A 16,284-nucleotide genomic window follows, 5' to 3' on the forward strand; every position below is an offset into this window, starting at 1 on the left:
GAGACAGATGTCATGACCGCCAGCGCCAACAAGCGATTGATGCAAGAGCTGCTCACCAAGGCCGCCGCCGGCGACCGCGCGGCCTATGTCGCGGCCATTGCCGACGACGTTACGATGGTGATCACGGGACAATATTCGTGGTCGCAGACGATCAGGGGCAAGGACGCGCTGCTGCGCAATCTCCATGGCCATCTCAACAGCCTGCTGGCGGAGGGACGCCGCACCGTTCCGCTGCGTTTCATGGCGGAGGACGACCTCGTCGTGATCGAGGGCAAGGGCGAGATGCGCACTAGATCCGGGCGCCCTTACAACAACGACTACTGCCTGATCTTTCGGCTGCACGAGGGGCGCATCGTCGAGATCCGCGAATATTGCGACTCGGCGCTGACGGAAGCGGTGCTGGGACCGTTTCCGGCTGCGCTCAAGCAGACCGGTTGATGCGACAATGACCGAATTCAAGGAGAGTTTGCCGATGAGCGCCGTAGAAGCCACGGGTCATGACAACAAGCGGATCGTGCAGCATGTGTTCGACGAGCTGGCGAAGAGCAATGCGCAGCCGCTGCTCGCGCATCTTGCGGATGATTTCCGCTTCGTCATCATGGGCAGCGGATCCTGGTCGCGCAGCTATGACGGCAAGGCGGTCGTTCTCGCCGAGTTGTTCGCGCCGCTGCGGGCGCGGCTCGGCCGCATCACCACCATCCCGATCCGGCTGACGGCCGAGGCTGACCGCGTCGTGGTCGAGGCGCGTGGCCGCAATACGACGAGCGACGGCAAGGTTTACAACAACAGCTATTGCAACGTCCTTCGCCTGGAGAACGGCCGCATCGTAGAATGGATCGAATATTGCGACACGCTGCTGATCGAGACCGCGCTCGGTCCGCCGGCGCCGACGGCATGAGACGATTACGCGACTATCGGCATCGTCGATGATCGCGACAACGCTGTTGTTGGAATGCAGATCAATCCCGCTATACATCATCCTCGCCTCCTCGTGGTCGAAAGTGATTCGATGATTACGAATTCACTTTAGCTCCACGGCCTTCTCGCTTGCGAAGGCTGGCTAGATGATCTTCAGTGCATAAAACTTGCCGTAGCGAGCAGTACCGACGAGACGGATGCGTCGTGCAGGTCGGTGCTGATCGCATTCGGCGTGCAGAATGCGCCGACCGTGGTCGTCATCCCGATCTGTCGTCCGGTTTCGTTCCGAATCGCAGCTTCCGTTTTTCAGAATATTGCTTGACTCCACCCCCAAATCAGGTGTCTTATCCACGCCGTTCCGTCCCGGCAGGAGGGGCGTACGCGTCGTCACGACACGCGGGGCGGGATGCGGTGGCTGCGACGGCGTCGTCAGGACGAGCGACGTCGACCGGCCTCGTGCAGAGCTGCGGCGGCTTGCCGGCGTGGCGCGGGTGCGAGGCCTTTCGCGGACGTCGAAATCGTGTGGTCCTGGCATCCCGATGCTGATGTCAACTCGCGACGAAGCTTCGCTTCGCGTGGGGATGGTGGCCAGAAAGCCCGGCGCACCAGGGAGATCACGTATAAGACGTAAAGCCCATCGCGCAGGGAATGCCGGATGACCGGCTGGACCTGTGGTGACTGCCGCCTGCTTATCTTTCTGCAGGCGGGCCATGGGTTGCGGCCAGCGCCCGGCATTCCCTGCGCCCTCCTCATTTGCGAGGGTCCTTCTCGGCAACACCTCGGGCGCGGCGCGCCGCGAGAGGGTGAGCTCATGTCCTTCATCGGGATGTCTGTCGTCGCATCGCCATCGATCGGCATGGGTCGTGTCCGGATCCGCGCGGGTCGAGCACGCGGCCCGCAGAATGCAGATCGCCCATGACGGCGCACGCGGGCGGCCAGGGGTGGACGGTCCGGACCGGTGCAGATAGGGTCGGATATCATCTGTCAGGGATCACCATGCTCAAGCTCTATGTCGCGCCGGGCACCTGCGCGCTCGCTTCACACATCGCGCTGGCCGAGACCGGCGCCGACTACGTCGCCGAGAAGCTCAGCTTCAAGACCAACCAGCAGAACAGCCCGGACTATCTCGCGATCAATCCCAAGGGGCGCGTGCCGGCGCTGGTGACGGAGCAGGGCGTCCTGACCGAGACGCCGGCGATGCTCGCCTATATCGCGCAGCGCTTTCCGGAAGCGCGGCTTGCGCCGCTCGACGACGTCTTCGCCTTTGCCGAGGTGCAGTCCTTCAACAGCTATCTCTGCTCGACGGTCCACATCGCCCACGCGCACAAGATGCGGGGCTATCGCTGGGCCACCGAAGAGTCCTCCTTCGCCGACATGAAGAAGAAGGTGCCGGAGACGATGGGCGCCTGCTTCGCGCTGATCGAGCAGAAGATGCTGCGCGGCCCCTGGGTGATGGGCGAGCAGTACACGATCTGCGATCCCTATCTGTTCACGATCGCGCAATGGCTCGAAGGCGACGGCGTCGACATCAACGCCTTCCCGAAGGTCGCCGACCATTTTGGCCGCATGTCCGGGCGGCCGGCCGTCAAGAAGGCGCTGGCCGAGCTGGCGGGCTGACGGCCATCCTCGAGGCCATGGCGTCGGAACAGCGCCCGCCAGCATGGCGCATCGGGAGAGGGGAAAAAATAGCCGCGCGAAGCCGGAACCCAGCTCCGGCCATCGACGTTGCAGGAGGCCGTGGCGCGCCTGCGACCGATCTCCTTTTCTGGGACCCCTTGATGTTGCCGGCTGCCGTTTCAGATGACCGTTTGCGCGCGACCGGCACCGAGGACATCCGCGAGAGACTGAAGGCGGCAACGGCCTCGGCGCACCGCGCGCTGGACGAGGGGCTCGTTCATTTCGATCTCACCACGACGGCTCATTACCGCCGGTTCCTGCAGGCCAGCGCAGCCGCGCTGCTGCCGTTGGAGGCGGCGCTCGATCAGGCCGGGGTGGATGATCTGATCGAGGACTGGCCGCAGCGCCGACGATCGCAGGCGATCGCCTGCGATCTCGCGGATTTCGGTGCCGTGCCGGTTCCGATGGACCTTCCCGCACCCTCGCTCGACCGTGCGGGCGTATTCGGCACGCTCTACGTACTCGAGGGATCTCGGCTCGGCGCAGCGTATCTGCTGCGCATGGTCGCGGCCTCCGCCGATCCGCGGGTGAGACGCGCGACGCGCTATCTCGGCCATGGCGCGCGGCAGGGCTTGTGGCGCAGCTTCCTGTCGCAACTCGCGCAAGCGCGGACGACGGCCGACGAGGAAGTCAGGATGATCGTGAGTGCACGCGAAGCGTTCGCGATGTTTGCGAAGGCGATGGCAGCAGCATGAACGAGCCGGTCAACCTCACCAATTGCGATCGCGAGCCGATCCATGTTCCCGGGACGGTTCAGCCGTTTGGCTTCCTGCTGGCGCTGGTGTCGGACTTCACCATATGCATGGCCTCGGAGAACGCGCCGGATTTTCTCGGCGGCGATATCGGCTGGCTGCTGCAGCGGCCGCTCGACGCCGTGCTCTCGGAGGCGGCCGCGGCCGCGATCCGCGCCAGGGTCGACTATCTCAGCGGCCCCGATGCGGTCGAGCGCGTGTTCGGCGTCGATCTGCAGGGCCGTGGCAAGCTTTTCGATCTCGCCATCCACTTTTCCGGTGCGTATCTCGTCGTCGAGGCCGAGCCCAGTCTGATCGAGCCCGGCGTCAATTCCGGCGAACTGGTGCGGTTGATGCTCGGCCGCATCCGCAAGACGGCGGGGATGATGGACCTGGCGCAGGAGGCGGCGCGCCAGCTCAAGCTGCTGACCGGCTTCGACCGGGTGATGGTGTATCGGTTTCATCCCGACGGCTCGGGTGAGGTGATCGCCGAGGTCGCGGGCTCCGGCCTGGAGCCGTTCCTCGGGCTGCATTATCCGGCCTCGGACATTCCCAAGCAGGCGCGGCAACTCTATCAGCGCAACTGGCTGCGGATCATCGCCGACATCAACGCCGCGCCGGCGCCGCTGCTGTCGACGCCGACGCACAATGCCGGACTGCTCGACCTGTCGATGAGCGTGCTGCGCGCGGTCTCCCCCATTCACATCGAGTATCTCCGCAACATGGGCGTCGCCGCGTCGATGTCGGTCTCGATTCTGCGCGAAGGCAAGCTGTGGGGCCTGTTCGCCTGCCATCATTATGCGCCGCATCACCTGTCGTTCGAGAAGCGCACTGCGGCCGAGCTGTTCGGTCAGATGTACTCCTGGCTGCTCGAGGCGCGCGAGCGCGAGACCGACATCGCCTACGAGACGCGCGCGCATCATATCCAGGAGCGGCTGATCGAGCGCGCGGCCGCGCAGGCCCACAGCAAGCGCGCGATCCTGGAGTTCGTCGCCGACTATCGCCAGATGATCGAGTGCGACGGCATCGCCGTGTGGTCCGATGACGAGATCACGCTCGACGGCGAGACGCCGACCGAAGAGGAGGTGCAGGACCTCATCGGCTTCATCAACCGGACCTCCCCCGGCCGCATCTGCGCCAGCGCCGAGATTGCCAAGGTCTACGCGGCGGGCGAGGCGTTCCGCGATCGCGCCGCCGGCTTCCTCGCCATTCCGATCTCGCGCACGCCGCGCGACTGCCTGATCTTCTTCCGCCGCGAGGTGCTGCGCGCGGTCAACTGGGCGGGCGATCCGAACAAGAGCTATGCCGAGGGCCCGAACGGTTCCCGCCTGACGCCGCGCAAGAGCTTCGAGCTGTGGCAGCAGACGGTGGCCGGCCAGTCGAAGCCGTGGACGGCGGCGGATTTGCGCATCGCCGAGAGCCTGCGCGTCACGCTGCTCGAAGTGATCCTGCAACTCTCCGAGCTCGCCGCGCGCGAGCGCCGCGGCGCGCAGGAGCGGCAGGAGCTGATGATCGCCGAGCTCAATCATCGCGTCCGCAACATCCTCAGTCTCGTGCGCGGCCTCGTCGCGCAGAGCAAGGACACGGCGACCTCGGTGGAGGAGTTCGCGTCCGTGCTCGGCGGCCGCATCCAGGCGTTGGCGCGGGCGCACGACCAGATCACCAACCTGAATTGGGCCCCGGTCGCGCTCCGCCATCTGCTCGAATCGGAGGCTGGCGCCTATCTCGGCTCAAGGGCCGGACGGGTGCGCATGGAAGGTCCTGAGGTCGCGCTCGACCCCAAGGCGTTCGCAACGCTCGCGCTCGTCGTGCACGAGATGATGACCAACTCAGCGAAATACGGCGCGCTCGCCGACTCCACCGGACAGGTGCAAGTGATCTGGCGGCTCGATCCCGGGGCGAGCCTGGTCATCGACTGGAAGGAGAGCGGCGGGCCGCCGGTGCAGCCGCCGTCGCGGCGCGGCTTCGGCACCACCATCATCGAGCGTTCGGTGCCGTTCGACCTCAAGGGCGACGCCGAGATCCGCTTCGACCTGCTCGGCGTGCAGGCGCGCTTCGTGATCCCTGCCAATTTCGTCCAGATGGTGCCGGCGATGACGGGGGCACCCTCCAGGCACCAGCGCAAGGAAGAGGACACGCCGCGCCTGTCCGGTACGGTGCTGATCGTCGAGGACAATCTGATCATCGCGATGGGCGCCGAAGTGATTCTGCTCGAGCTGGGAGCGCGGCACATCGACACCGCGGCGTCGGTCAGTCAGGCGCTGAAGTCGATCGAGCGCGCGGTGCCGAGCTTTGCACTGCTCGACATCAACCTCGGCGCGGAAAGCAGCCTGCCTGTCGGGCACCGGCTGAAGGAACTCGGTGTGCCCTTCATGTTCGCGACCGGCTATGGCGAGCGTGCGCCGATTCCGGCGGAGCTGTCCGACATGCCGGTGATTCAGAAGCCGTACACGCGCGAAGTCGTCGAGAAGGCATTGACGAAGATCAAATGAGTCGCACGCGCATCAAGGTCGGCTTTGCGCGTCGCGGTGATTGGCATTCATGATTGCAGTCTTGGGTTTTCTCACATCCGCGTGTTGCACATGAGCGCGACAACGCACGACGGGAGACAGATCATCGACTATTCCCACTGTTGCTGCGACAAAACAGCCCGAAAATATTAGAACGCATCCAAAGGACACCGCTGTTCTAACATTGTTTCGACAAATGGAACCTCCGCAGCCTTATTCCGAACGAAGTCATCGCCGAAACGGCGCAGCGGGGGCGCGTTGAATCGTCGGAGGTCTGATGACGAATCGAACGACGAGTTTGTTGCCGTGCGTTGCTGTCGCCGTGCTGGCGGGAGCGGCTGCGACGACAATCGAGTTTACACCGGCATCGGCTGCAGACGAATGCCTTGCAAAGCCTGCGGGGACGCCGGCGGGGAAGCACTGGTTCTATCGCATCGATCGCGCGACCAAGAAGCAGTGCTGGTATCTGCGCGACGACGATCGCGAAGCGAAGGGCGCGTCGCTGGTCACGCGCAAGCTCGCCTCGCAGAAGGAACGGGCTCAGCTTTCGTCGACCGCGGCAAATGCACGTGCCGAGATCCAATCGTCGTCCAAGGACGCCGCCGATGAGGTGAAGGTCGTGTCCTCGACACCGACCGTGGCGGCGACGTCTGCCTTTCCGTCGGCTGCTGCATTTCCGGCTGCGTCTGCACCGGTCGTCGCGCCGGCGCCCGTGGCGTCAGCGCCGGCGGCGGCTGCGCCCGACCCGGTCGGCGCGGCAGTGAACGAATCTGCTGTTGCGACGCGTTGGCCCGACCAGTCCGGCACGCTGCAGGCAGCGGCGCAGCCCGCCGCGCCCCGCGCGTCCTCCTACACGCTCGCGGCCGCCAGCGACACCAACGCCGCGGAAGCGGCTGCTCCCGCGACGCCGGCGCTGGCCGCTGCGGATGCGTCGCCGGCCGTGACGATCGGCATGTCCGGGGATGATGCGTCCAAGACGCGGATGTTTGCTTTCCTGGGCGCAGTCGCGATCGCGGGCTTCTCGATCAGCGTGCTGTTTGCGCGCGCCCGGAGCAGGCGGCAGCTTCGCATCGAGCCGGTGGCCGCCCGGCGCGTCACGCGTTGGCCGGCGGAGCCCGAGCTCGATCGCATGCACCTGCCGCCGGTGGACAGCTACTATCCGGCGCTGGCGGGACGCCGGGGTAAATCGTCGCAGTCGACAGCGCAGGTCTCGGTCGTGCCGCGCGACGACGCTCGCTACGATGAGCAGTACGAGGTCGAAGACCTGCTGGCGCGCTATTCCGGACAGGAACGCCGGAATTCCTGAGCGTCAGGCGGCGGACATCTCGGAGCGGATCTCGGCGCGCAATTCGTCGATCAGCCTGAGCCCGCCCTTGGTCTCGACATGCCAGAAGGTCCAGCCGTTACAGGCCGGCAAGCCTTGCGCCACCGCGCCGATGCGGTGGATCGAGCCGACCTTGTCACCCAGCATGATGGCCCCATCGGCGCGCACCAGCGCGCCGTGGCGGCGCTTGGAGTCGACGAGCTTGGTGCCGGGCGCGATCATGCCGCGTTCGATCAGCTCCGAGAAGGCGACGCGCGGCGCTTCGCGCGCCGTCATGAACGGTGCGAGCGTTGCCTCCGGCAGCGGCTCGACCGCGGCGATGCGCCGCTCTGCCGCCTTCGCATAGACCTTGTCGCGCTCGAAGCCGATGTAGCGGCGGCCGAGGCGTTTTGCCACGGCTCCGGTCGTGCCGGTGCCGTTGAACGGATCGATCACCAGATCGCCGGGTTTCGAGGATGACAGCAGCACCCGCGCCAGCAGGCCTTCCGGCTTCTGCGTCGGATGGATCTTCTTGCCGTCGCCGTCCTTCAGCCGTTCCTCGCCCGTGCACAGCGGAATCAGCCAGTCCGAGCGCGCCTGGACGTCCTCGTTGGCGGCCTTCAGCACTTCGTAGTTGAACGTGTAGCCCTTCGCCTTCTCGTCCCGCGCGGCCCAGATCATGGTCTCGTGCGCGTTGGTGAAGCGGCGGCCGCGGAAGTTCGGCATCGGGTTGGACTTGCGCCAGACGATGTCGTTGAGGATCCAGAAGCCGAGATCCTGCATGATCGCGCCGACGCGGAAGATGTTGTGATAGGAGCCGATCACCCAGATCGTCGCGCTCGGCTTCATCAGGCGGCGCGCGGCGAGCAGCCAGGCGCGCGTGAAGTCGTCATAGGCGGAGAACGAGGAGAACTTGTCCCAATCGTCGTCGACCGCATCGACCTGCGATTCGTCGGGACGCTTGAGCTCACCCTTGAGCTGCAGATTGTAGGGAGGATCTGCAAACACCAGGTCGACCGATGCGCCTGGCAGTTTCGACATCTCGGCGACGCAGTCGCCGACGATGATTCGTTGCTCTTCGAGGGTCTGAAATTTAGTGCGGGGCGCCCTTGCAGACGCCCCGCGACGCGACTCTACCATGACTCAAGAACTCTGACTCAGGCGACGCTGTCGGCGACGCGGGACCTAACAACCGACTGCCCACACATTGACCCGGCAAAGTAAAAATGGACTTAACCCGGAAAATTATTCGCATCGATGCGCACGCATTCATCACGCGCACCGGCGACGAATTCCGTTCGTCGATACACGATGGTCTCTGCGCAAGACGCCGATTGCGATGGGTTTTTCGCGCCGGTCGAGCGCGAGCGCAGCCGATCGAGGTTCGGCGCGGGCCAGTTTTTTCGGCGGCGCTAGGCAAAATTTGCCGGCCGGGTTATTGATTAACACAGTGGAAATTTTACCTGTTTGCCGCGTTAGGCATTTCGCGCAGAGCCGCGCAAGAATCGTGAGGAAAGGCCGCCCATGCGTTACGATGATTTCCGTCGCAGCGACGACATCGATGACCGTCGCGACGAAGGCGGCGGGATGGGCGGTGGTATGGGTCTGCCGATCGGCGGCGGCGGGCTGGGCATCGGCACCATCATCGTTCTCGGCCTGATCGGCTACGCCTTCGGCATCGATCCGCGCATCCTGATCGGCGGCGCTGAGATGCTCAGCCACGGCGGCGCACCGACCCAGCAGGCCGATCGGCGCTCGCCCGGCAAGACCGGCGCGCCGAAGGACGAGATGGGCGACATGATCGCCGGCGTGCTCGGCGAGATCGACGACCGCTGGAGCGAGATCTTCCAGGCCAGCGGCCAGAATTACACCGGGCCCAAGATCGTGCTGTTTCGCAACAGCACCAATGGCGGCCGCTGCGGCATGGCGCAGTCGGCGATGGGGCCGTTCTACTGTCCGCCGGACCGGCAGATCTTCCTCGACACCAACTTCTTCCGCGAGGTCGAGACGCGCTTCCGGGGCTGCTCGGGCAGCGCCTGCAAGTTCACCGCGGCCTACATCATTGCGCACGAGGCCGGGCACCACATCCAGAACCTGCTCGGCATCCTGCCGCGCGTGACGCGGATGCAGCAGCAGTCGGACAACAAGGCCGAAGCCAACGCGCTGCAGGTCAAGGTCGAACTGCAGGCCGACTGCCTGTCCGGGGTCTGGGTCAATCGCGAGGCCAAGAAGCGTCCGGGCTTCCTCGAGGAGGGCGACATCGACGCCGCGCTGACGACGGCCTCGGCGATCGGCGACGACACCTTGCAGCGGAAGGCGACCGGACGCGTGGTGCCGGATTCGTTCACCCATGGCTCCGCCGCGCAGCGCAAACGCTGGTTCATGATCGGCTACCAGCAGGGCACGGTGCAGGCCTGCAATACGTTCAGCGCCAGTTCGCTGTAGGGAGACGCGATGATGGCGATCGACGAGAGCAAGAGCTTCATTCCCCTCAACATCGCCGTGCTGACGGTGTCCGACACGCGTTCGCTTGCCGACGACAAGTCCGGTACCACCCTGAGTGACCGCCTGACCGCTGCCGGCCATAGGCTCGCGGCGCGCGAGATCGTCACCGACGACGTCGAGAAGATTCGCGCGGTGGTGAAGTCGTGGATCGCCGATCCCGGCGTCGACGTCGTCATCACCACCGGCGGCACCGGCTTCACCGGCCGTGACGTCACGCCGGAAGCGATCGAGCCGCTGTTCGAGAAGCGCATGGACGGCTTCTCGATCGCCTTCCACATGCTGAGCCACGCCAAGATCGGGACGTCGACGATCCAGAGCCGGGCCACCGCCGGCGTCGCCGGTGCGACATACATCTTCTGCCTGCCGGGATCACCGGGGGCCTGCCGTGACGGCTGGGACGGCATCCTCGCCGCCCAGCTCGACTACCGCACGCGACCCTGCAACTTCGTCGAGATCATGCCGCGGCTCGACGAGCATCTGCGCCGGCCCAAGGCGCAGGGCGCGACGGCATAGGGCCACGGCGCGATGCGGCACCGTGCGTCGATCGCGCGTCTCACTTCGTTGGTACGATCTCGAAAGCGCCGCCGCCTTCGATCGCCGCGCCAATGAGGCCGCCCATCATGCTGGCCGCGAAATTCTGGCCGCGCGGTCCCACGACCATCCGGTAGGCCTTGCCAGGCACGGCGGTGAAACGAATGTTCGACGAGCCCGGCGAGGACCATGTCGACACGGTGATCGTGGTGGCGCCGGGCGCAATCGAGCCGCTGTAGCTCTCGCCGCGGCCAAGGCTCGCCACCTTGGCGCCATTGATCTCGATCGCCGCTGGTGCCGCCAGATAGAGGAAGTCCGTCGTGCGTGTAATCGCGACCGTTGCGCGCCCTTTGGGCGCGGCGCGAGCCGCCGTCCCAGCCTCGACCCCAAACAGGCCCGCGAGCGCGACAAGCGCCGCAAGCTTCGATCGCACCATCGATTCCATCACTGCTCCCGCCCTGTTTGGCGGGATAGTACCGGCGCGCGGGAACTTCGCAATCGGCATGCGCAGCCTGTTGTGGCGGTGATCTCGGCCTACCGGCGGTTGCTGCACGAGCCGCCCGGCTACAACTCGAGCCGCCATGTCTCGCCGGTCAGCGGGACGCCGAACATGGCGTGCGGCTCCTCGGCGATCTTGCGAAACCCGGCGCGGGCATAGATGTCGCGCGCGGCGGTGAGAATGCTTTGCGTCCACAGCTCGATCGTCCTGTAGTTCTTCTCGCGCGCGAAGCGGATGCATTGTTCGGTCAGGGCCCGGCCGACGCCGAGACCGCGGGCCTTCTTCTCGACCAGCAGCAGCCGCAGCTTGGCGACCTCGTCGCTGCCCTTGACCAGGAAGATCGAGCCGACCGGCTCGCCCGCAAGCTCGGCGATCCAGCAGTGCTCGCGCGCCGGGTCGTAGCTCCTGATGAACTGTGCGCCGATCTCGGCGACCAACGCCTCGAACGAGACGTCCCAACCATATTCCTCGGCGTAGACGGCGCCGTGCCGTGAAACCACCCAGCCGATGTCGCCCGGGCGATGGCTGCGCAGCAGCACTGGGGAGCGGCCCGGCTGCTGCGGCTCCAGGGCGGTCTCGATCGTCGTCATTGCACCGACCAGCCGGTCGCGCACGGATGGCGCCAGCGGCGCCAGCATGGCCGCGATCTCCTTCTGCGAGCTGCGGTCGAGCTTGGCATAGGCCTGCCGGCCTCTTGCGGTCAGGCCGAGCTGCTGCTGCCTGCGATCGGTTGGCAAAGGCGTGCGGGTGATCAGCCCCTGCTCGTCGAAGCTCTGGACGATGCGGCTGAGATAGCCGGCATCGAGGCCGAGCGAGAGACCGATCTCCTTGGCCGAGATGGCGTCGTACTGTGCGAGTTCATAGAGCACACGCGCCTCGGCCAGAGAAAACGGACTGTCGAGCAGATGCTGGTCCAGCGCGCCGAGCTTCCTCGTGTAGAAACGGTTGAACGCGCGGATGGCGGCGACCTGGCCGTCGGCTGGGGCGGAATTCATGCGGCACCTCCAATATTTGCCATTGTCAACCAATTGATTGACTTTGGCAAGTATTGTCGTGCCGCTACACCATCACGATCCGGCTGCGCAGCATCGTCCGCGAGGAACGGCCGAGCTGACGCAGCAGCCGCGTTTCGGCGCGCTTGTGGTCGGGCTTGTATCCGCCGAGCTGCCGGTAGTGATCCCTGGCGATCAGGAGACCCTGGTCGCCGAGCGGCCCGACCAGGACCCGCGCAACCGCGCGCAGCCGGTCGCGCAGGCTGATTGCGGCATAGGGAGACCGGGCATAGCGGAAGACGCCAGCGCGCGGCCGGCCGGCGGTGGCGACGCTCTGGACGAACTGCATGGTTTCATCGATCCAGCCGGGATCGAGCATCGCGCCGGCGGGCAGAAACATCAGCCAGGGCGCACGCGCGCTGGCGGCCCCTGCAGCCAGGGCCGCGGCCTGGGAGCCCTCGAACTTCATGAAGTGGCAGCCGGCGACGTCCGCGACCCGCTCGATCACGCTGGAATCGGGCGAGCGATCGACCAGCAGCACCTCGGTGACGACACCGGCCGCGGCGCCCGGCACCAGCGCGGACAGGGTGGCCACGGCGGTCTGCTCGACACCTTCGGTCGGAATGATCACGCTCAGCATGAAACTGGCATCGCTATCTGTCGCGCCTCCGGCATGACTGTTATCATCTTGTCATAGCTAAATCAGCCCGCTGCGCTGCGGAATTTTGCAGCACGCACCTGGCCGCGCCGTTCGGGGCTGCGCCCGAACGGTGCTATTTCAAGGTGCCGTGTTGCTGAAGCTCGCGCTTGACTGGCTCAGTCGCCTGCCTGTGTCGGCGTGGTGCCGCCGGCGCTGTTCGGCCACACCCAGTCGCGGATCGCCGGCATGTCCTCGCCATGCGCGCGGATGTAGCGGGCATGCTCGATCAGCGCATCGCGGAATTTCTGCTTCACATGGGCCGCCGACACGCTGAGGCCGGGCACGCGCTCGATCGCCTCGATGGCGAGGTGGAAACGGTCGAGCTCGTTGAGCACGACCATGTCGAACGGCGTCGTCGTGGTGCCTTCCTCGATGAAGCCGCGCACATGCAATCCGGCATGGTTGGTGCGGCTGTAGGTGAGGCGATGGATCAGATACGGATAGCCGTGATAGGCGAAGATCACCGGCTTGTTGGTGGTGAACAGGCTGTCGAAGTCGCGGTCGCTGAGGCCGTGCGGATGGTCCTGCTTCGGCTGCAGGGTCATGAGGTCGACGACGTTGACCACGCGTATCTTCAGGTCGGGCAATTCCTTGCGCAGCAGGTCGACGGCTGCGAGCGTCTCCAGGGTCGGGACATCTCCGGCGCAGGCCATCACCACGTCGGGCTCCTCGTCGGCGGGCTCGGTGCCGGCCCAAGACCAGATGCCGATGCCGGCGTCGCAATGCGTCGCCGCCTCCTGCATCGACAGCCATTGCGGCGCCGGCTGCTTGCCGGCAACGATGACGTTGATGCGGTCGTAGGTGCGCAGGCAGTGGTCCGCGATCCACAACAGCGTGTTGGCGTCCGGCGGGAAGTAGATGCGGACGATGTCCGCCTTCTTGTTGGCGACGAGGTCGACGAAGCCGGGGTCCTGATGGCTGAAGCCGTTATGGTCCTGCCGCCAGACATGCGAGGTCAGGAGATAGTTCAGCGACGCGATCGGGCGCCGCCACGGCAGCTCGCGTGACACCTTCAGCCATTTGGCGTGCTGGTTGAACATCGAATCGACGATGTGGATGAACGCCTCGTAGCAGGAGAACAGGCCGTGGCGGCCGGTGAGCAGATAGCCCTCCAGCCAGCCCTGGCAGAGATGCTCGCTCAGTACCTCCATCACGCGGCCGTCATGGGCGAGGTGGACATCGTAGGGCTCGATGCCTTCCATCCACACCCGCTCGGTGACCTCGAATACGGCATCGAGCCGGTTCGAGGCGGTCTCGTCCGGGCCCATGATGCGGAAGTTGCGTGTCTCTGCATTCAGCGTGATCACGTCGCGCAGGAACTTGCCGAGCTCGCGCGTGGCTTCAGCCATGGTCTGGCCCGGAGAGGACACCTCGACCGCAAAATGCTGGTAGTCTGGGAGCCTGAGCTCGCGCTTGAGCAGACCGCCATTGGCATGCAGGTTGGCGCCCATGCGCCGCGTGCCCTTCGGCGCCAGTGCCTGCAGCTCCGGCACGAGCCGGCCGTGGGCGTCGAACAGCGTTTCCGGCTCGTAGCTTTTCATCCACGCTTCGAGCAGCGCGAGATGCTCGGGCTTGCCGCGCGGATTGGTGATCGGCACCTGATGGGCGCGCCAGAAGCCTTCGACCTTGAGGCCGTCGACCTCCTTCGGCCCGGTCCAGCCCTTCGGGCTGCGCAGCACGATCATCGGCCAGCGCGGCCGTTGGATCGTTGCATCCGGCTGACGCGCATTCTGCTGGATCGAGCGGATGCTCGCGAGCGCGACATCGAGCGCGTCCGCCATCTGGCGATGCATCGCCTTCGGCTCCGCGCCTTCGACGAACAGCGGCTCGTAGCCGTAACCTTCGAACAGGCATTTGATCTCGGCATCGCCCATGCGGCCGAGCACGGTCGGATTGGCGATCTTGTAGCCGTTGAGATGCAAAATCGGCAGCACCGCGCCGTCATGGGCCGGGTTCAGGAACTTGTTCGAATGCCAGGATGCGGCGAGGGGCCCGGTCTCGGCTTCGCCGTCGCCGACCACGCAGGCCACGATCAGATCGGGGTTGTCGAACGCCGCACCATAGGCGTGGACCAGGGCGTAGCCGAGCTCGCCGCCTTCATGGATCGAGCCCGGCGTCTCGGGCGCGGCATGGCTCGGAATGCCGCCGGGGAAGGAGAACTGCCGGAACAGCTTGCGCAGGCCATCGGCATCGCGCGTGATGTCCGGATAGATCTCGCTGTAGCTGCCTTCGAGATAGGTGTTGGCGACCATGCCGGGGCCGCCATGGCCGGGACCGCACACGTAGATGACGTCGAGATCCTGCGCCTGGATGGCGCGATTGAGATGGGCGTAGATGAAATTCAGTCCGGGCGTCGTCCCCCAGTGGCCGAGCAGGCGCGGCTTGACGTGCTCCGCTTTCAGCGGCTCGCGCAGCAGCGGGTTGTCCAGCAGATAGATCTGCCCGACCGAGAGATAGTTCGCCGCGCGCCAATAGCGATCGAGCAGGTCGAGATCGTCGGCCGTGTTGGTCTGGTGGGAAGACGTGATGTTCATGGAACCTCGCTTGCCGTCCGCTTCGCGCCTGCGGGAAGTGCATTAGAGTAACGCCGCACCATTCCGTTCCAGTGCGCTGCGAAGGATAGAACGGGAATGTGATGGTTGGCCTTCCGTGGCTCCAGAACCGTTCCGAGACGTTGTTCTCTTTTGTTCTTGTATTGTTCTTTTTGTGTGCTATGTCTTGGCCATGAGCCGAGCATCTTCACATGCCCTCAAGCGCCCGCCGGTCCCGGTGCCCTCCGAGCCGGTGGGCGCGCCTTCATCTGGCCCGGAAAACGACTTCCCCGAACTCGCGGTCGCCATCGAACGGGGCCGGCGCCGCGGCCGGGGTGCACAATCCAATGCGAGCGGCCGCTACGAAGCGGAGGCTCGCGTCGTCTTCGACGATGGCTGGCAGAGTCTCGAGGACTTGCCGCCGTTCAAGACCACGGTCGCGACCGATACCTCGCGCAAGGTCATCACCCGCAACGACTCGCCGGACATCGGTTTCGATCGCTCGATCAACCCGTATCGCGGCTGCGAGCACGGCTGTGTCTACTGCTTCGCGCGGCCGACCCATGCGTTTCTCGGGCTGTCGCCTGGTCTTGATTTTGAATCCAAGCTGTTCGTGAAGCCGGATGCGCCCGCGCTCCTGGAAAAGGAGCTCGCGGCCAGCGGCTACGAGCCGCGGATGATCGCGATCGGAACCAACACCGATCCCTATCAGCCGATCGAGCGCGAGCGGAAGATCATGCGCGGCATCCTCGAGGTGCTGGAAAAGGTTGGCCATCCCGTCGGGATCGTGACCAAGTCGGCGCTGGTGATGCGTGATGCCGACATCCTGGCGCGGATGGCCAAGAGGAACCTGGCGAAGGTCGCGATCTCCGTGACCACGCTGGATCCGAAGCTGGCGCGCACCATGGAGCCGCGGGCCTCGACGCCGTCGAAACGGCTGGAGGCGCTGCAGGCGCTGTCCAGGGCCGGCATTCCGACCACGGTGATGGTGGCGCCGGTGATCCCGGCGCTGAACGACAGCGAGATCGAGCGCATCCTCGATGCCGCCGCCCATGCCGGCGTCAAGGAGGCGGCCTATGTGCTGCTGCGCCTTCCGCTGGAGGTGCGCGACCTGTTCCGCGAATGGCTGCTCGAGCATTATCCCGACCGCTACCGCCACGTCTTCACCCTGATCCGCGACATGCGCGGCGGCCGCGATTACGACTCGCAATGGGGCACGCGAATGAAGGGGACGGGCCCGATGGCCTGGATGATCGGCCGCCGCTTCGAGATCGCCTGCGAAAAGCTCGGCCTGAACAAGCGCCGGACCAAGTTGACGACCGATCATTTCGTCCGGCCGAAGGGCGGCGGGCAGCAACTCAGCCTGTTCTGAAGCGTGCGGAGAGCA

At 65.5% G+C, this 16,284-nt stretch carries 14 protein-coding genes; 9 read left to right on the forward strand and 5 right to left on the reverse strand.

All coding sequences use genetic code 11. The features are described 5' to 3' along the window. Positions 1 to 12 precede the first annotated feature (12 nt). The 6 genes from QW887_RS08945 (at position 13) to QW887_RS08970 (ending at position 7,142) form a co-directional block, all read left to right on the forward strand. On the forward strand, positions 13 to 438 hold the full coding sequence (locus tag QW887_RS08945; RefSeq protein ID WP_315750416.1) for a nuclear transport factor 2 family protein: 426 nt from the start codon (positions 13 to 15) through the stop codon (positions 436 to 438). 34 nt (positions 439 to 472) lie between these two features. Continuing rightward, on the forward strand, positions 473 to 898 hold the full coding sequence (locus tag QW887_RS08950) for a nuclear transport factor 2 family protein (protein WP_315750417.1): 426 nt from the start codon (positions 473 to 475) through the stop codon (positions 896 to 898). 1,016 nt (positions 899 to 1,914) lie between these two features. Next, positions 1,915 to 2,535, forward strand: coding sequence for a glutathione S-transferase family protein (locus QW887_RS08955; RefSeq protein ID WP_315750418.1), 621 nt, complete (start codon positions 1,915 to 1,917; stop codon positions 2,533 to 2,535). 161 nt (positions 2,536 to 2,696) lie between these two features. Next, the gene (locus QW887_RS08960; RefSeq protein ID WP_316194384.1) at positions 2,697 to 3,290 is read left to right on the forward strand and encodes a biliverdin-producing heme oxygenase; all 594 of its coding nucleotides are present in this window, start codon (positions 2,697 to 2,699) and stop codon (positions 3,288 to 3,290) included. Continuing rightward, positions 3,287 to 5,818 carry an HWE histidine kinase domain-containing protein gene (locus QW887_RS08965; protein WP_316194385.1) on the forward strand — a complete coding sequence of 844 codons (2,532 nt, stop codon included), beginning with the start codon at positions 3,287 to 3,289 and terminating at the stop codon, positions 5,816 to 5,818. The genes QW887_RS08960 and QW887_RS08965 overlap by 4 nt, the downstream gene beginning before the upstream one ends. Before the next feature lie 295 nt (positions 5,819 to 6,113). Next, positions 6,114 to 7,142 (forward strand): hypothetical protein, encoded by a 1,029-nt coding sequence (locus QW887_RS08970; protein ID WP_315717258.1) that lies wholly within the window; start codon positions 6,114 to 6,116, stop codon positions 7,140 to 7,142. Positions 7,143 to 7,145: 3 nt separating this feature from the next. Here QW887_RS08970 and QW887_RS08975 read toward each other — a convergent pair whose 3' ends face one another. Beyond that, entirely contained in the window at positions 7,146 to 8,279 is a 1,134-nt protein-coding gene (locus QW887_RS08975; protein WP_315717257.1) for a site-specific DNA-methyltransferase, read from the reverse strand. A gap of 384 nt (positions 8,280 to 8,663) precedes the next feature. Here QW887_RS08975 and QW887_RS08980 point away from each other — a divergent pair, with 384 nt between their 5' ends. Together QW887_RS08980 and moaB are read left to right on the forward strand one after the other, a co-directional pair. Beyond that, complete coding sequence (locus QW887_RS08980) at positions 8,664 to 9,584, forward strand: neutral zinc metallopeptidase (protein WP_315717256.1); 921 nt, start codon at positions 8,664 to 8,666, stop codon at positions 9,582 to 9,584. A 9-nt stretch (positions 9,585 to 9,593) separates the two neighbouring features. Continuing rightward, positions 9,594 to 10,157 carry a molybdenum cofactor biosynthesis protein B gene (gene moaB / locus QW887_RS08985; RefSeq protein ID WP_315739947.1) on the forward strand — a complete coding sequence of 188 codons (564 nt, stop codon included), beginning with the start codon at positions 9,594 to 9,596 and terminating at the stop codon, positions 10,155 to 10,157. Positions 10,158 to 10,197: 40 nt separating this feature from the next. Here moaB and QW887_RS08990 read toward each other — a convergent pair whose 3' ends face one another. The 4 genes from QW887_RS08990 to QW887_RS09005 form a co-directional block, all read right to left on the reverse strand. Further along, positions 10,198 to 10,620: a hypothetical protein gene (locus QW887_RS08990; RefSeq protein WP_315826972.1), complete on the reverse strand. Its 423-nt coding sequence runs from the start codon at positions 10,618 to 10,620 to the stop codon at positions 10,198 to 10,200. A gap of 119 nt (positions 10,621 to 10,739) precedes the next feature. Next, complete coding sequence (locus QW887_RS08995) at positions 10,740 to 11,669, reverse strand: helix-turn-helix domain-containing GNAT family N-acetyltransferase (RefSeq protein ID WP_315717253.1); 930 nt, start codon at positions 11,667 to 11,669, stop codon at positions 10,740 to 10,742. Positions 11,670 to 11,733: 64 nt separating this feature from the next. Further along, positions 11,734 to 12,306 carry a glycosyl transferase gene (locus QW887_RS09000; RefSeq protein ID WP_316167468.1) on the reverse strand — a complete coding sequence of 191 codons (573 nt, stop codon included), beginning with the start codon at positions 12,304 to 12,306 and terminating at the stop codon, positions 11,734 to 11,736. A gap of 176 nt (positions 12,307 to 12,482) precedes the next feature. Beyond that, positions 12,483 to 14,900, reverse strand: coding sequence for a phosphoketolase family protein (locus QW887_RS09005; protein WP_316194386.1), 2,418 nt, complete (start codon positions 14,898 to 14,900; stop codon positions 12,483 to 12,485). 190 nt (positions 14,901 to 15,090) lie between these two features. Here QW887_RS09005 and QW887_RS09010 point away from each other — a divergent pair, with 190 nt between their 5' ends. After that, positions 15,091 to 16,269 (forward strand): PA0069 family radical SAM protein, encoded by a 1,179-nt coding sequence (locus QW887_RS09010; RefSeq protein ID WP_315717250.1) that lies wholly within the window; start codon positions 15,091 to 15,093, stop codon positions 16,267 to 16,269. The last annotated feature ends 15 nt before the right edge of the window (positions 16,270 to 16,284 follow it).

Origin of the sequence: Bradyrhizobium sp. SZCCHNRI3052 (assembly GCF_032484895.1) — a bacterium.
Classification (GTDB): Bacteria; Pseudomonadota; Alphaproteobacteria; order Rhizobiales; family Xanthobacteraceae; genus Bradyrhizobium.

Bases quoted from the DNA above. Each gene is read 5' to 3' on its own strand.
- QW887_RS08945 (WP_315750416.1), top strand. From the start codon at position 13: ATGACCGCCAGCGCCAACAAGCGATTGATGCAAGAGCTGCTCACCAAG.
- QW887_RS08950 (WP_315750417.1), top strand. From the start codon at position 473: ATGAGCGCCGTAGAAGCCACGGGTCATGACAACAAGCGGATCGTGCAG.
- QW887_RS08955 (WP_315750418.1), top strand. From the start codon at position 1,915: ATGCTCAAGCTCTATGTCGCGCCGGGCACCTGCGCGCTCGCTTCACAC.
- QW887_RS08960 (WP_316194384.1), top strand. From the start codon at position 2,697: ATGTTGCCGGCTGCCGTTTCAGATGACCGTTTGCGCGCGACCGGCACC.
- QW887_RS08965 (WP_316194385.1), top strand. From the start codon at position 3,287: ATGAACGAGCCGGTCAACCTCACCAATTGCGATCGCGAGCCGATCCAT.
- QW887_RS08970 (WP_315717258.1), top strand. From the start codon at position 6,114: ATGACGAATCGAACGACGAGTTTGTTGCCGTGCGTTGCTGTCGCCGTG.
- QW887_RS08975 (WP_315717257.1), bottom strand. From the start codon at position 8,279: ATGGTAGAGTCGCGTCGCGGGGCGTCTGCAAGGGCGCCCCGCACTAAA.
- QW887_RS08980 (WP_315717256.1), top strand. From the start codon at position 8,664: ATGCGTTACGATGATTTCCGTCGCAGCGACGACATCGATGACCGTCGC.
- moaB (WP_315739947.1), top strand. From the start codon at position 9,594: ATGATGGCGATCGACGAGAGCAAGAGCTTCATTCCCCTCAACATCGCC.
- QW887_RS08990 (WP_315826972.1), bottom strand. From the start codon at position 10,620: ATGGAATCGATGGTGCGATCGAAGCTTGCGGCGCTTGTCGCGCTCGCG.
- QW887_RS08995 (WP_315717253.1), bottom strand. From the start codon at position 11,669: ATGAATTCCGCCCCAGCCGACGGCCAGGTCGCCGCCATCCGCGCGTTC.
- QW887_RS09000 (WP_316167468.1), bottom strand. From the start codon at position 12,306: ATGCTGAGCGTGATCATTCCGACCGAAGGTGTCGAGCAGACCGCCGTG.
- QW887_RS09005 (WP_316194386.1), bottom strand. From the start codon at position 14,900: ATGAACATCACGTCTTCCCACCAGACCAACACGGCCGACGATCTCGAC.
- QW887_RS09010 (WP_315717250.1), top strand. From the start codon at position 15,091: ATGAGCCGAGCATCTTCACATGCCCTCAAGCGCCCGCCGGTCCCGGTG.